Source organism: Microbacterium sp. IEGM 1404, from assembly GCF_030056775.1.
Classification (GTDB): Bacteria; Actinomycetota; Actinomycetes; order Actinomycetales; family Microbacteriaceae; genus Microbacterium.
Genome location: NZ_JASHKP010000001.1, coordinates 276,182 through 289,780 on the forward strand (window position 1 = coordinate 276,182; position 13,599 = coordinate 289,780).

General features: G+C 70.7%; 13 protein-coding genes. 9 read left to right on the forward strand and 4 right to left on the reverse strand.

Translation table 11 applies throughout. From position 1 onward, the window contains the following. Window positions 1-2 precede the first annotated feature (2 nt). Window positions 3-629, forward strand: a complete 627-nt coding sequence (locus QM517_RS01370) for a hypothetical protein (protein ID WP_283284619.1) — start codon at window positions 3-5, stop codon at window positions 627-629. Window positions 630-677: 48 nt separating this feature from the next. Here the strand turns inward: QM517_RS01370 and QM517_RS01375 are convergent, their stop codons facing one another. Beyond that, entirely contained in the window at window positions 678-1,541 is an 864-nt protein-coding gene (locus QM517_RS01375) for an NYN domain-containing protein (protein ID WP_077051923.1), read from the reverse strand. 42 nt (window positions 1,542-1,583) lie between these two features. Next, a complete protein-coding gene (locus tag QM517_RS01380) occupies window positions 1,584-2,567 on the reverse strand; it encodes a Gfo/Idh/MocA family protein (RefSeq protein WP_283284622.1) in 984 nt (327 codons plus the stop codon). Window positions 2,568-2,659: 92 nt separating this feature from the next. Here QM517_RS01380 and QM517_RS01385 point away from each other — a divergent pair, with 92 nt between their 5' ends. From QM517_RS01385 to mmsB, 5 genes are all read left to right on the forward strand, one after another. Continuing rightward, a complete protein-coding gene (locus QM517_RS01385; RefSeq protein ID WP_283284624.1) occupies window positions 2,660-3,982 on the forward strand; it encodes a M20/M25/M40 family metallo-hydrolase in 1,323 nt (440 codons plus the stop codon). 130 nt (window positions 3,983-4,112) lie between these two features. After that, window positions 4,113-5,147 (forward strand): LacI family DNA-binding transcriptional regulator, encoded by a 1,035-nt coding sequence (locus QM517_RS01390; protein ID WP_077051920.1) that lies wholly within the window; start codon window positions 4,113-4,115, stop codon window positions 5,145-5,147. Between the two features lie 312 nt (window positions 5,148-5,459). Beyond that, window positions 5,460-6,563, forward strand: coding sequence for a multiple monosaccharide ABC transporter substrate-binding protein (gene chvE, locus QM517_RS01395; protein ID WP_077052674.1), 1,104 nt, complete (start codon window positions 5,460-5,462; stop codon window positions 6,561-6,563). A 142-nt stretch (window positions 6,564-6,705) separates the two neighbouring features. Further along, window positions 6,706-8,232 (forward strand): multiple monosaccharide ABC transporter ATP-binding protein, encoded by a 1,527-nt coding sequence (gene mmsA, locus QM517_RS01400; protein ID WP_283285784.1) that lies wholly within the window; start codon window positions 6,706-6,708, stop codon window positions 8,230-8,232. After that, window positions 8,219-9,481 carry a multiple monosaccharide ABC transporter permease gene (gene mmsB / locus QM517_RS01405; protein WP_237488627.1) on the forward strand — a complete coding sequence of 421 codons (1,263 nt, stop codon included), beginning with the start codon at window positions 8,219-8,221 and terminating at the stop codon, window positions 9,479-9,481. Before mmsA ends, mmsB begins: the two co-directional genes overlap by 14 nt. Window positions 9,482-9,531: 50 nt before the next feature. On the opposite strand, the gene QM517_RS01410 is transcribed toward mmsB, so the two are convergent. Then, window positions 9,532-10,005, reverse strand: coding sequence for a hypothetical protein (locus QM517_RS01410; RefSeq protein ID WP_283284630.1), 474 nt, complete (start codon window positions 10,003-10,005; stop codon window positions 9,532-9,534). Then, window positions 10,002-10,448, reverse strand: a complete 447-nt coding sequence (locus tag QM517_RS01415; protein ID WP_077051918.1) for a DM13 domain-containing protein — start codon at window positions 10,446-10,448, stop codon at window positions 10,002-10,004. Before QM517_RS01415 ends, QM517_RS01410 begins: the two co-directional genes overlap by 4 nt. A gap of 149 nt (window positions 10,449-10,597) precedes the next feature. Between QM517_RS01415 and QM517_RS01420 the strand changes: the two genes are divergently transcribed. From QM517_RS01420 to QM517_RS01430, 3 genes are read left to right on the forward strand one after another with little or no spacing between them, the layout of a single operon-like run. Further along, window positions 10,598-11,302, forward strand: a complete 705-nt coding sequence (locus QM517_RS01420) for a response regulator transcription factor (protein ID WP_077051917.1) — start codon at window positions 10,598-10,600, stop codon at window positions 11,300-11,302. Next, complete coding sequence (locus QM517_RS01425; RefSeq protein WP_283284634.1) at window positions 11,283-12,449, forward strand: sensor histidine kinase; 1,167 nt, start codon at window positions 11,283-11,285, stop codon at window positions 12,447-12,449. The genes QM517_RS01420 and QM517_RS01425 overlap by 20 nt, the downstream gene beginning before the upstream one ends. Window positions 12,450-12,493: 44 nt before the next feature. After that, on the forward strand, window positions 12,494-13,594 hold the full coding sequence (locus QM517_RS01430) for a substrate-binding domain-containing protein (protein ID WP_283284636.1): 1,101 nt from the start codon (window positions 12,494-12,496) through the stop codon (window positions 13,592-13,594). Window positions 13,595-13,599: the final 5 nt, after the last annotated feature.

Sequence of the window (13,599 nt, forward strand, 5' to 3'; positions counted from 1 at the left end):
CGATGAGCCGTGTGCCGTGGTTGGACGGAGAGCTCGAGTACCGCAGCTTCGGAACCCCCGGAGCACCCCGGGCGGTCGTGGTGCTGCGCACCGGTGACGTGTCGACCATCGACCCCGATGTGCGCGTGACATCGGGTTTCGATGTGCGGATCGTCGCCGTGGGTCTGGACGCCCCCGAACTGGAGGATCCGCCCGCGTTCGGCGGTCAGACGCCGGCCGGGCTCACGCTCGACGCCCTGCGGGGGCTGCTCGAGCGCGAGATCCCCGGGACGGCGGTCGGGCTCGTCGGCGAACGGTCGGCCGGTCCGATCGCGCTGCACCTCGCCGCGGTGATGGGTGCCGTCGTCGACCGGCTCGCGATCGTCGGCGTGGAGAGCCCGACCGATCCTCTGAGCCGTGACCTGCACACGCCTCTGCTCGACGACGTCGTCGCCGACACGCTCGTGGTGGTCGGCGGGGACGGTCCGGCGGGCGTGCACGACGCCGAGTGGTACTCGCGGCGCATCCCGTCGGCGCGGGTCGAGGTGATCGACGCCGACGAGCTCGACACCATCAACGGCCACATCACCCTGTCGGCGGTGTGGGCGAGCGTCCTCGCGCACGTGGCACCGGGGGCGGAGCGCCGCTGACCGTCGCCACGGCCGGCCGAACGCACCGGGCGCTCGCCGCGTACGCCGTCAGGCCGCGCGGGTGACCGCGCGCACCTGCACGATGTTGGAATCCTCGTCGACTTCGACCTGGTCGGTCTGAGCCTTCAGGAAGTCCGAGAAGCTGCGGAATCCCAGGGCCTTCTCGCTGAACGACGGGTCGAGGCGCTTCATGAGGTCCTTGACCGCCGAGGCGTGCAGCCACTCGCCGTCCGCGCGTTCGCCCTCGAGCTGCATCGCGCGCTCGAGCAGGTTGACCGCCGGGTCCTGCGACCGCTTGCGGGCGCGGGGCCGCGAGGGGGCGGCATCCTTCTTGGTGTCTGCCAGCTTCGGGATGCCGGGCAGCCCGTCGTAGTTGTCGAACCGGTCGCACGCGGAGGCGAGCGACTTCGCCGTCGAGCCCGCGACCCCCACGCCGACGACGTAACGCCCGAGACGCTTGCACCGCTGCGCGAGGGGGACGTAATCGCTGTCGCCGGCGACGATGACCACGTGCGACAGGTCGGGGAGGCGGAACATGTCTTCGACGGCATCCACCGCGAGTCGGATGTCGGCGCCGTTCTTGGCGTATGCCGCTGCGGGAAACAACTGCACGAGGTCGACCGCGCGGGCGACCAGCTGCGAGCGGTATTCGGCGTTCACCGGGGCCGACCAGTCGGCGTACGCGCGGGTCAGCACGAGTGTGCCGAAGGAGGCGGCGTAATCGATGATCGCTCCGACGTCGATCGTCGCCTTCGTCAGTCGCTCGGCGATCTCGGGCTCGATCGGGTTCTCGGCGATCTTCTGCCGATCGCGCGAGTACGCGTTGCGTCCGTGGACGCGGTCGTACCAGGACATGACGATGTTGTCGAAATCGAGGTAGACGGCGACACGGGCGTTCTGAGGATCCGGCATGCGTCCAGTCTCTCCCGCGAGGCGGGGCGACGGGTAGCCCGCTCAGCGTCCGCCGGGGTAGACCACACCGATCTGTCGGCGGACCTCGTCGAGCACACCCATGATCGCGACCGTCTCGTCGATCGGCTGGACATCGCTCGAGGTCGCGCCCTCGGCGACGAGACGCTCGGCGGCCAGCGCCTGGAACTGCATGCCGCGACCGTCGACGCCGCCGTCGAACTCCTCGATGACCGTGCCGTCGGGGCCGACGACGCGGAACGTCGTGGGCGTGTACCAGACGCGGTCGATCTCGATCCGGGCCTCGGTGCCGACGATCTGCGCCACGTTCGCGCCCGCGCCGCGCGACGACGACACCGTGGTGGAGATCGCGCCGCCGGGATGCACGAACACCGTGGCGACCTCGGCGTCGCTGCCGGCATCCGAGATCCGGGCGAAGGCGGTGATGCGCTCGGGGAGGCCCAGCACGTCCACCGCGAACGAGACCGGGTAGATGCCGAGATCGAGGAGGGCGCCGCCCCCGAGCTCGAGGGCGTTGAGTCGGTGCTGCGGGTCGGTGGAGATCTTCTGGGTGTGGTCGGCCGAGACCACGCGGACCTCGCCCAGCGTTCCGGCGGCGAGGATCTCGCGGATGCGGACCATGTGGGGCAGGTACCGCGTCCACATCGCCTCCATCGCGAGGAGGCCCTTCTCGGCGGCGCGATCGCGGATGCGGCCGGCCTCCGCCTCGTTGAGCGTGAACGGCTTCTCGACCAGGACGTGCTTGCCGTGATCGAGGGCGAGCAGCGCATTCTCGACGTGGGCGGGGTGCGGGGTGGCGATGTAGACGATGTCGACCTCGGGATCGGCGACGAGTTCCTCGTACGAGCCGTGCGCGTGCGGGATGCCGTACTGCGCGGCGAACGCCCGCGCGCTGTCGATCGATCGGGAACCGACGGCGGCGACGTCGAGACCCGCGGTGCGGAGGTCGGAGGTGAAGGCGTGCGCGATGCCGCCCGTAGCGAGGATGCCCCAGTGCAGTCCGGTCATGGGACCACCGTATCGGCGCCCGAGGGGTGCCGGTCGACGACGGACGCCGCGCGAACCGTGAGGGACGGATGCCGTCCGCGTAGGCTCGCGTCATGACGCCCGTCGAGCGCTTCCGCGAGCTGTTGGCCATCCCGACCGTGTCGTACGTCGACCCGACGCGCACGGACACCGCGCGGTTCGACGAGTTCCACGCCGCGCTCGAGCGTCTGTATCCGCTCGTCCACGCGCACCTGGAGCGGGAGATCGTGGCGGGCCACGCGCTGCTCTACCGGTGGCGGGGCGCGTCGAGCCTCGACCCGCTGCTGCTCCTGGCGCACCAGGACGTCGTCGATACGGCCGGCCAGCCCTGGACGCGCGACCCCTTCGGTGCCGTCGTCGAGGGGGAGGGGGAGGATGCCACGCTCTACGCCCGCGGCGCGATCGACGACAAGGGCGCCCTGGTGGCGATCCTGGAGGCGGTCGAGCAGGCCCTGACCGAGGGGGTGGTGCCGCACGCCGATGTCTGGCTGGCGTTCGGGCACGACGAGGAGACCCTCGGCGAGGGTGCCCGGGCGATCGCGGCGCTGCTCGCCGAGCGCGGCGTCCGGCCGGCGCTGGTGCTCGACGAAGGCGGAGCCGTGGTGGAGGGGGCGCTGCCGGGCGTCGGCGCGCCGACCGCGATGATCGGCGTCGCCGAGCGCGGCAGTGCGACCTTCGAGCTCATCGCGCGCGAGGCGGGCGGCCACGCCTCGACGCCGCCGTCGTTCCCCGCCACGGCCCGACTGGCGCGCGCCATCGACCGGGTCCGTCGGCGCCCGTTCCCGCGCCGGCTCGTCCCGCCGGTGCGCGCGATGCTCGCCAGCGCCGCGGCCCACGCGCCGGAACCGGTGCGCACCGTGTTCCGTCGCACGGCGGTGACCGCACCGGTGCTGACCGCGGCGTTCGCCCTGCTCGGCCCCGAGACGAACGCCCTCGTTCGCACGACCGCCGTGGTCACGCGGCTCGAGGGCTCGGCGGGCGACAACGTCCTGGCGACGACGGCGCGCGCGACGGTGAACGTCCGACTGCTCACGGGCGAGACGATCTCGGATGCCGCGATCCATCTGCGCCGCGCCATTGACGATCCGCTCATCGACATCGAGCTGCGGCACGGCAGCGATCCGTCTCCCGTGTCGCCGTGGCAGGGGACGGCGTGGCGGCGCCTGGCAGTGGCCGTGGCGGAGACCCTCGGCGACGACGTGATCCCCCTGCCCTATCTGCAGCTCGGCGCGAGCGACAGCCGGTTCTACACCGGGCTCACCGACCACGTCTACCGGTTCACCCCGTTCCACCTCACGCGCGCGGAGCGCGACGCGCTGCACGCCCCCGACGAGCGGATCCGCGTCGAGGTGTGGCTGCGGGGCATCGGCTTCTACCGCGCCCTCCTGGCATCCTGAGTCGGCGTTTCCGGCACCGCGCGCTCAGGTCCCGGCGCGGGTCGACCCCGCGACCGCGACCCCGGGCGCGCGTCGGTTATCCTCGTGTGACCGGTCACGACACGATCGGCGACGCAAAGAAGCGAGATCGATGAGCGAGACCGACATCCCGGATGCCGCGGCCAGGGCGCCGAGCATCCGCGACGTGGCCCGGCTCGCCGGAGTGTCGTACCAGACCGTCTCGCGCGTGATCAACAACAGTCCGCAGCTGCGTCCCGAGACGGCGGCCCGCGTCCGCGAGGCGATCGCCGAGCTGAAGTTCGTTCCCAACCAGGCCGCGCGGGCGCTCGCGACCAGCCGGACGCGCCTCATCGGGGTTCTGGGGCCGCGCGCCACGACGCACGGCACGTCGGCGATGGTGCTGGCCGTGGAGTCGGCGGCACGGCGGGCCGGGTACCGTCTGACGGTCACGAACCTCGGCACGAGCGCGCCCGACGACGTCCGCGCCTCGATCGATCACCTCATGCAGCAGTCGATCGAGGGTCTCATCGCCGTCGCGCCCCAGACGCGCGTGGTTCCCATCCTGGACGAGATGCAGCTCCCCGTCCCGGTGCGGATCGTCTCGTCCACGGGGCCGTCCACCCCGACCGCGACCTTCAACGATCAGATCGCCGGGGCCCGCGCGGCCGTGCGCCATCTCGTCGACCTCGGGCACACCCGCATCCTGCACATCGCCGGGCCCCGCGACTGGATCGAGGCCGACCACCGCATGCGCGGATACCTCGCCGAGATGGACGCGCAGGACCTCGCGCCGCGACCGCCGGTGCTGGGGGACTGGACCGCCCAGTTCGGATACGAGGCCGGGCTCGAGCTCCTGCGCACCGAGGATGCCACGGCGGTCTTCGCCGGCAACGACCACATGGCGCTGGGGTTCATGCACGCCGTCCGCGCGATCGGCAGATCCGTCCCCGAGGACGTGTCGGTGGTCGGATTCGACGACGTCCCGGAGGCGGCGCACCTGTGGCCGCCGCTGACGACCGTACGCCAGGACTTCGCCGGCATCGGGCAGCGCGCCGTCTGGGATCTGCTCACTGACCTGGGCGTCTCTCATGACGACCAGGCGATGCCGGAGCCCGATCACCTGCGGCTCATCGTGCGCTCGTCGACCGCACCGCCCAGCCGCTGACACGTCACGGTTTGGCAACGGCTGGTCGCCGAACGCAGGGGGACTTGACAGCGGGCGAGATGCGCGGGGTAGCATCACACACACAATGTGAACGGTCACATGACCGCCACACCACGCCGACGGGACTCGCTGCGGAGCGACTCCGTCGAGACGAAGACGTTTCGAACGACGCGTAGCCGCGCGCCGCCGACCGGCCTCGTTTCGCCCCGTCGGACGCGTGTCGGCGTGCCGTCCGCGCTGAAGCGGTGGGCTCCGTGCGGAGAGACCGTGACATCCAACCCAACGAAGGGAACCAGAGTGAAGAAGCACAGCATGCTCAAGGCGGTCGCGGGAGCGGGCGTCCTCGCGCTCGGCATCGGCCTCGCGGGCTGCGCGGGCGACCGCACCGGCAGCGGCGGCGGCGACGCCCAGGAGGCGGGCGGCATCATCGGTGTCGCGATGCCCACCCAGCAGTCGGAGCGGTGGATCGCCGACGGCAACAACGTCAAGTCGCAGCTCGAGGAGCTCGGCTACCAGGTCGACCTGCAGTACGCCAACGACGACATCCCCACCCAGGTCTCGCAGATCGAGAACATGATCACCTCGGGCGCCAAGGCCCTGATCATCGCCTCCATCGACGGCACCACCCTCACCGACGTGCTGCAGCAGGCCGCCGACGCGAAGATCCCGGTCATCGCGTACGACCGCCTCATCAACGGCACCAAGAACGTCGACTACTACACGACGTTCGACAACTACAAGGTCGGCGTCCAGCAGGCCACGTCGCTCCTCACGGGCCTCGGCGTCCTCGACGCCTCGGGCAAGGACACGGGCGCTGCCGGTCCGTTCAACGTCGAGCTGTTCGCCGGAAGCCCCGACGACAACAACGCGACGTTCTTCTGGAAGGGCGCCATCGACACCCTCCAGCCGTACCTGGACAAGGGCACGCTCGTCGTCCCGTCCGGCCAGACCGAGTTCGGCCAGGCCGCGATCCTGCGCTGGCTGCCCGAGACGGCGCAGAAGCGCATGGAGAACATCCTCACCGTCATCGGCGGCACGAAGCTCCAGGGTGTGCTCTCGCCCTACGACGGTCTGTCGATCGGCATCATCTCGGCCCTCACCTCGGGCGGCTACTCCGCCGACGCCCTGCCGGTCATCACCGGTCAGGACGCCGAGGTCGGCTCGATCAAGTCGATCATCGCGGGTGAGCAGTACTCGACGATCTTCAAGGACACGCGCGAGCTCGCCAAGCAGGCCGTGACCATGGTCGACGACATCCGCAAGGGCACCGAGCCCCAGGTCAACGACACCGAGACGTACGACAACGGCGAGAAGGTCGTTCCCTCGTACCTGCTCGAGTCGACGATCGTCACGAAGGACAACTACGAGAAGGTCCTCGTCGACAGCGGCTACTACACCGCCGACGACCTGAAGTGATCCCCGCGGGAGGGCCTCGGCCCTCCCGCCCCGCCTCCGCCGCGACCCCCTCACCGGGTCGCGGCGGAGGCCCCTGTTCCCACATCCCCACCGGCCTGCGAGCCGGTCCTGCAAGGAGGACCTCGTGAGCACCATCCTCGAGATGCGCTCGATCACCAAGGAATTCCCCGGCGTCATCGCCCTGGCGGACGTGTCACTGACCGTCGAGCGCGGAACCGTGCACGCCATCTGCGGCGAGAACGGCGCGGGGAAGTCCACCCTCATGAAGGTGCTCAGCGGTGTCTACCCCGCGGGCGACTATCGCGGCGAGATCGTCTTCGACGGCAAGACCGTGGAATTCAAGGACATCCGCGACAGCGAAGCGGCCGGGATCGTCATCATCCACCAGGAGCTGGCCCTCAGCCCCTACCTCTCGATCGCGGAGAACATCTTCCTCGGCAACGAGATCACCCATCGCGGACTCATCGACTGGGATGCCACGAACAAGGAAGCCGCCAAGCTCCTCGCGCGGGTGGGCCTGGGCGACAGCCCCGACGTGCCCGTGAACGAGATCGGCGTCGGCAAGCAGCAGCTGGTCGAGATCGCCAAGGCGCTCTCGAAGGACGTCAAGCTCCTGATCCTCGACGAACCCACCGCCGCCCTGAACGACGACGACTCCGAGCACCTGCTCGACCTGATCCGGCACCTGAAGGGTCAGGGGATCACGTCGATCATCATCAGCCACAAGCTCAACGAGATCCGCGCGATCGCCGACGAGGTCACGATCATCCGCGACGGTCGCACGATCGAGACGCTGGACGTCGCCACGGGCGGGACGAGCGAGGACCGCATCATCCGCGGGATGGTCGGTCGCGAGCTCGAGAACCGTTACCCCGACCGCGACGTCGAGATCGGCGACGAGGTCCTGCGCATCGCCGACTGGACCGTGCATCACCCCACGGATGCCAGCCGCGTCGTCATCCACGAGGCGAACCTGACCGTGCGCGCCGGCGAGGTCGTCGGCATCGCCGGGCTCATGGGCGCCGGGCGCACCGAGCTGGCGATGAGCGTCTTCGGCAAGAGCTTCGGCTCGCGCATCTCGGGCGAGGTCTTCATCCGCGGCCAGAAGGCCGACACCTCCACGGTGCCCGCCGCGATCCGCAGCGGCCTCGCGTACGTCACCGAGGACCGCAAGGGCGCCGGGCTCAACCTGATCGACACGATCAAGCGGAACATCTCCCTCGCCGGCATGCGCAAGCTCGCCAAGAACGGCTGGGTCGACGGCGACGAGGAGTACCTCGTGGCCAACCGGTACCGCAAGTCGATGAACATCAAGGCCCCGACGGTCGACGTCGTGGTCGGGAAGCTCTCGGGCGGCAACCAGCAGAAGGTCGTCCTGTCGCAGTGGCTGTACTCCGACCCGGAGGTGCTGATCCTCGACGAGCCGACCCGCGGCATCGACGTGGGCGCCAAGTACGAGATCTACACGATCATCAATTCCCTCGCGGCCCAGGGCAAGGGGGTGCTCGTGATCTCGTCGGAGCTTCCCGAGCTGCTCGGCATCTGCGACCGCATCTACACCCTCAGCGAAGGCCACATCACCGGCCAGCTGCCCATCGAGGAGGCCACACCCGAGGCCCTGATGGTGCTCATGACGAAGGAGAAGGAAGCCGACCATGTCAGCGCTTAACAACACCGCGACCGAGACCGGTCCGGCGACGCCGAAGGGCCCCGTCGGCGGTGGTGCCGGGGGAGCCGCCGGCCTCGTGCAGTTCTTCACCTCGCGTCTGCGCGAGATCGGCATCTTCATCGCGCTGATCGTGATCGTGCTGCTGTTCCAGGCCCTCACCGGCGGGCGTCTGCTCACCGCGGGCAACGTGTCGAACATCATCGTCCAGAACAGCTACATCCTGATCCTCGCGATCGGCATGGTGATGATCATCATCGCCGGCCACATCGATCTGTCGGTCGGTTCGGTCGCCGCCTTCGTGGGTGCCGTATCGGGCGTCCTCATCGTCCAGTGGGGTCTGCCCTGGTGGCTCGGCATCCTGCTCTCGCTCGTACTCGGCGCGGTGGTCGGGATGTGGCAGGGCTTCTGGGTGGCGTACGTCGGCATCCCGGCGTTCATCGTGACCCTGGCCGGCATGCTGCTGTTCCGCGGCCTCACGCAGATGACGCTCGGCAACACCCAGATCACGCCGTTCCCCACCGAGTACCGTCAGCTCGGCGGTGGCTACCTCTTCCCGGACCTGTTCCCCGCGGCCACCTCGCCCGCGGAGTGGATCACCGTCGCCCTCGGCGCGCTGACCCTCGTCCTCTTCGTCTTCTCGCAGGTGCGGCAGCGGGCCAAGCGCGCGGCCCTGGAACTGCAGAACGAGCCGATGGCGGCGTTCCTGGTGAAGGTCATCGGCGGCGGCGCGCTCATCGCCTACCTGACCTACCTCCTGGGTGTAGCCCCGGGTTCGCGCGGCACGCCGATCGTGCTCGTCGTGCTGGCGATCCTCATCATCGGGTACTCGACGGTCATGAGCCGCAGCGTCTTCGGCCGCCACATCTACGCGATCGGCGGCAACCGCACGGCCGCGAAGCTGTCGGGCATCAACACCCGCCGCGTCGACTTCCTGCTGTTCGTGAACATGGGCGTGCTCGCGGCCCTCGCCGGCATCGTGTTCACCGGTCGACTCAACTCGGCGGGTCCGGGCGCCGGAAACCTGTTCGAACTGGATGCCATCGCCGCCTCCTTCATCGGTGGCGCCGCCGTCCAGGGTGGCGTCGGCCGCGTGGTCGGTGCCATCGCCGGTGGTCTGGTCATGGGTGTGCTCAACAACGGCATGTCGCTCATGGGCATCTCGACCGACGTCCAGCAGTTCATCAAGGGCCTCGTGCTGCTTCTGGCCGTCGCCTTCGACGTGTGGAACAAGAACCGCACCCGCGGTTGATCCACGTCTGACGAACGGGCCCCCTCACCATCGGCGAGGGGGCCCGTTCGTCATATCCAGCGCGATGTCGCGCTCATCCGCCCTCGGCGCAGCAGCGCGGTGAGTCCGAAGCGGCGCGCGGCCCCGGGCCAGATGAGCACGATCGCCGACAGCGCGGCCATCACGGGGTACTCCGTGATGAGCTGATCGGACGACCAGTACAGCAGGAGGGTCGCCAGGGACGCCGCCCCAGCCGGCAGGGTGAGCACCCCCGCCACCAGAGCGGCGCCGAGCGCCAACTCCAGCAGGGGGATGACCACACCGAACAGACCGGCGAGAGGTCCCAGGACGTCGCCGGCGAACAGGGCGAAGTAGCCGGGGACGCGGGAGTTCGGCCCCGCGGCGGCCGCGACGAGGCCGATGTCCGCCGCTCCGAATCCGGCACGGACTTTCGTCGTGCCCTCCCACAGCCACAGCGCGCCGAGCACCACGCGTGCCACCGTGGCGACCACCGCCCCGACGCTCCGCGGCGCGCGGCGGGTCATCGCGTCAGCGCGGCCGCACCGAAGACGGCCTTCGCCTTGTCGCAGTGCACGACGAGGTCGGTGTAGTCGTCGGCCGAGACGCCGGCGGGCAGTGTGAACGTCTGCGCGGCTTCGGTGGACACGGCCGCGATGCGCACCCCGGCGCTCACGGCCTGCTCGTCGGTGCCGTTGGCGAGATAGAAGTGCAGATCGGGGCCTTCCTCGGTGGCGAAGCCCGCGAGGGTGACGGTGTCGCCGGTGATGGTGACGGTGCCCGACACCGCCTTCCCACCCTCCCCGGCGAAGGTGCCCTGGAGCACCGTGGATGCCATGGCATCGGACGTCACCGCGGAGCTCGACGTCGTCGTGTCGGCGGGCGTCGCGCTCCCCGCGGAGGAGCAGCCGGCGAGGGCGAGGCCGAGAGCGAGTACGGGGACGGCGAGGAGGGTGGGGGTGCGGCGCATGAGGGGTGTCCTTCGGTCGAGCGGGCGGGGATCGCCCGGGGTGCCACGACGCAATCACGTCGTCCGTCGCCGCAGAGCGGTTCTTTCGCTTCCGTAAGGAATGCCGCGCACGGTCCGGACGGGGGGAATGCGGCGCGTACGGTGATCCCATGTCCGGTAGGCCCCGCGTCGTCCTCGTCGAAGACGACACCACCGTCGCCGCGGTCGTCGCGCAATATCTGCGCGCCGACGACTACGACGTCGTCGTCCACACCGACGGCGCCGCGGCGGCCGAGGCCTTGCGCACGGGGCTGCCCGACGTCCTCGTCGTGGATCGCATGCTTCCCGGGGTCTCCGGCGACGAGCTGTGCGCGCTCGTCCGGGCGCGGTCGGACATCCCCGTCCTCATGCTCACCGCGCGGGGGTCGGTCGAGGAGCGCATCGAGGGGCTCGAGACGGGCGCCGACGACTACCTCACCAAGCCGTTCGCGATGCGCGAGCTGCAGTTGCGGGTGCGGGCGCTGCTGCGACGGCGGCTTCCGTCGGACTCCAGTGCCGTCTTCACGACGGGTCCGTTCCGGGTCGACCCGGTCCGACGGCGCGTGTGGAGCGACGGCCGCGAAGTCGTGCTCACCGCACGCGAGTACGACCTGCTGGTCCACTTCGCCCGCAGGGCCGGGGAGGCGGTCACCCGCGACGACCTCCTGCGCGAGGTGTGGGGGTGGACGTTCGGCGACGCGGCGACGGTGACGGTCCACGTGCGACGCCTTCGCGAGAAGATCGAGCCCGATCCCCGCTTCCCCCGATACCTGCGCACCGTGTGGGGCGCGGGCTACCGTTTCGTTCCCGAGGGAGATGTCCGTGCTGTCGACTGACGACCTGGTGCTCATCGTGACGACGACCCTCGTGTGCACGCTCGTCGTGATCGGCGGTGGTGTCGGGCTGCTGCGCGTGACGCGCGGGGCACCGATCCTCGTGAAGCTCACCATCGTGCTCGTCGCCGCGGTCGCCGCCGTCGTCGTCTCCACCGTCGCCGCCGCCGGAGAGATGTTCCTCGGCTCGCACGAGCTGATCGTGGTGATCTGGATCGTCGGGGTCTCGGCCGTGGTGAGCACGGCCTCCGCCTGGTTCGTGCTGCATCGCACGGTGCGCCAGGCGACGGCCGGACTGGTGTCGTCGGCCCGGCAGATCGCGGTGGGGGGTGTCGTGGCACCGCTCGCCTCGGGCTGGCAGGAGTTCGACCGGGTCGCGATCGAACTCGCCGACACCGCCGAGAAGCTGTCCGCGGCGCGGGCGGAGGTGGAGCGGCTGGAGTCGGCGCGGCGACAGTTCTTCGCGTGGATCTCGCACGATCTGCGAACGCCGTTGTCCGGCATCCGGGCGCTGGCCGAGGCGCTCGAGGACGGGATGGCGCCGGATCCGGGCGAGTACGTCACGCTCATCCGGACCAAGGTCGACACGGTCGACCGCATGGTGGACGACCTGTTCGAACTGTCCAAGATCGACGGGGGGACTCTCGCCCTTCATCCGCAGACGGTGTCACTGTTGGACCTCGTGTCCGACGCGGTCATCGACGTCAGCGCGGACGCGGCCGCACGCGGGGTGCGCATCACCCATGACGGCATCGAGGGATGCCAGCTCCGGGCCGATCCGCGAGAACTCACCCGTGCGATCTCCAACGTGCTCAGCAACGGTGTCCGTCACGCACCGGAGGGGAGCGTCGTGACGGTGTCGGCGACCGTGGCCGACGACGGCCACCTCGTTCTGAGCGTGCGGGATGCCGGCGAGGGGGTGGCGGAGGAAGACCTGGGCCGTCTCTTCGAGACCGGCTGGCGCGCGGATGCCGCGCGTTCGAGCGACCCCGCCCGCGGCGCGACGCCTGGCGCGGGGCTGGGGCTCGCGATCGTGCGCGGAATCGCCGAGGCGCACGGCGGGTCCGTCCGAGCGGCTCGGGAACGCGACGGGTTCCGACTCGATCTCGTGCTTCCGGCGACCGCCGTGGACCGGGCGACGGCCGGCTGATCCGCCCGCTTCCCGTCCGTCGTTCCTGGGGCAGGATGGAACGGGTGACCTCCCGCCGACCGCTGAGCCGCGCTCTCCTGGTGTTCGCCGCGGTGGCGCTGGCCCTGGCCGGCTGCACCTCGAGCACGCGGACCGAGACGGCGACGAACGACGGCGCGGGCGTGGTGGGCGTCGCGCTGCCCACGGCCGACGACCTCGCCGTCGAGCGCCTCGGCGAGGCGCTTCGCGACGAGCTGCGGGCGCGGGGGTACCGCGTCGATCTGCAGTACGCCGCCGGCGACGCCCGCACCCAGATCTCCCAGGTGCAGAACATGGTGACGAAGGGGGAGGAGGCGGTCGTCCTCGTGCCGCTGTCGGCCGACGCTCTCGACGGGGCGCGAGCGGCCGCGGACGGCGCCGGTGCCCCGTTGGTCACGGCGGGTCGCGCGCTCGACGAGGGTGGGGCCGTCGAGGCGTTCGATCCCGCGGCGACCGGGCGCGCGCAGGCGACGGCGCTCCTGGAGGCGCTCGCGCGCGACGACGACGCGGCACGAGACGACCCCGCGACCGTCGCGATCGTCGCCGGCGTCGCCGGCGTCGCCGAGGATCCCGAGGCGGCCGCGGCCCACGCCGCCGCGACGGAGGTCCTCGCCGCAGGACCCGTGCGGATCATCGCGGGCGCCGACCTCGAGTCCGCCGCGGTGGCCGACCTGCCCCGTGACGTCGAGATCGCGGGCGAGGAACGGGTCCGCGCCCTGTACGGAACCCCCGGCAGTGAGACGCCCGACGCGATCCTCGCGCTCGGCGACGCCGTCGGCCGGGGCGTCGTGACCGCCCTCACCACACCCGACCCCGACGCCACCGCGTCGCCGAGCCCCACGGCATCCGCGGATCCGGAGGCGGTACCGCCCCCGCCGCCCGTGGTCGTCACCTCCGGTGGCGATGCGCTCACCGTCCGGGCGCTGCGGAACGGGGTCGTCGCGGCGACGGTCTTCGTCGACACCCGCGCGGGGGCCGGTCCGGTCGCCGACGCCGTCGTCGCCGCGCTCGACGGAGAAGAACCGACGCCGAGTGCCGGCCCGCCCCCGACGACCGTCGAACGGGATGCCGTGGAGTCGGTGTTCCTCGAGAGCGGTTGGCTGGGCGCCGAAGACCTTTCGGGATAACCCGA

Coding starts and splice junctions, on each gene's coding strand:
- QM517_RS01370 (WP_283284619.1), top strand. CDS start 3: ATGAGCCGTGTGCCGTGGTTGGACGGAGAGCTCGAGTACCGCAGCTTC.
- QM517_RS01375 (WP_077051923.1), bottom strand. CDS start 1,541: ATGCCGGATCCTCAGAACGCCCGTGTCGCCGTCTACCTCGATTTCGAC.
- QM517_RS01380 (WP_283284622.1), bottom strand. CDS start 2,567: ATGACCGGACTGCACTGGGGCATCCTCGCTACGGGCGGCATCGCGCAC.
- QM517_RS01385 (WP_283284624.1), top strand. CDS start 2,660: ATGACGCCCGTCGAGCGCTTCCGCGAGCTGTTGGCCATCCCGACCGTG.
- QM517_RS01390 (WP_077051920.1), top strand. CDS start 4,113: ATGAGCGAGACCGACATCCCGGATGCCGCGGCCAGGGCGCCGAGCATC.
- chvE (WP_077052674.1), top strand. CDS start 5,460: ATGCTCAAGGCGGTCGCGGGAGCGGGCGTCCTCGCGCTCGGCATCGGC.
- mmsA (WP_283285784.1), top strand. CDS start 6,706: ATGCGCTCGATCACCAAGGAATTCCCCGGCGTCATCGCCCTGGCGGAC.
- mmsB (WP_237488627.1), top strand. CDS start 8,219: ATGTCAGCGCTTAACAACACCGCGACCGAGACCGGTCCGGCGACGCCG.
- QM517_RS01410 (WP_283284630.1), bottom strand. CDS start 10,005: ATGACCCGCCGCGCGCCGCGGAGCGTCGGGGCGGTGGTCGCCACGGTG.
- QM517_RS01415 (WP_077051918.1), bottom strand. CDS start 10,448: ATGCGCCGCACCCCCACCCTCCTCGCCGTCCCCGTACTCGCTCTCGGC.
- QM517_RS01420 (WP_077051917.1), top strand. CDS start 10,598: ATGTCCGGTAGGCCCCGCGTCGTCCTCGTCGAAGACGACACCACCGTC.
- QM517_RS01425 (WP_283284634.1), top strand. CDS start 11,283: ATGTCCGTGCTGTCGACTGACGACCTGGTGCTCATCGTGACGACGACC.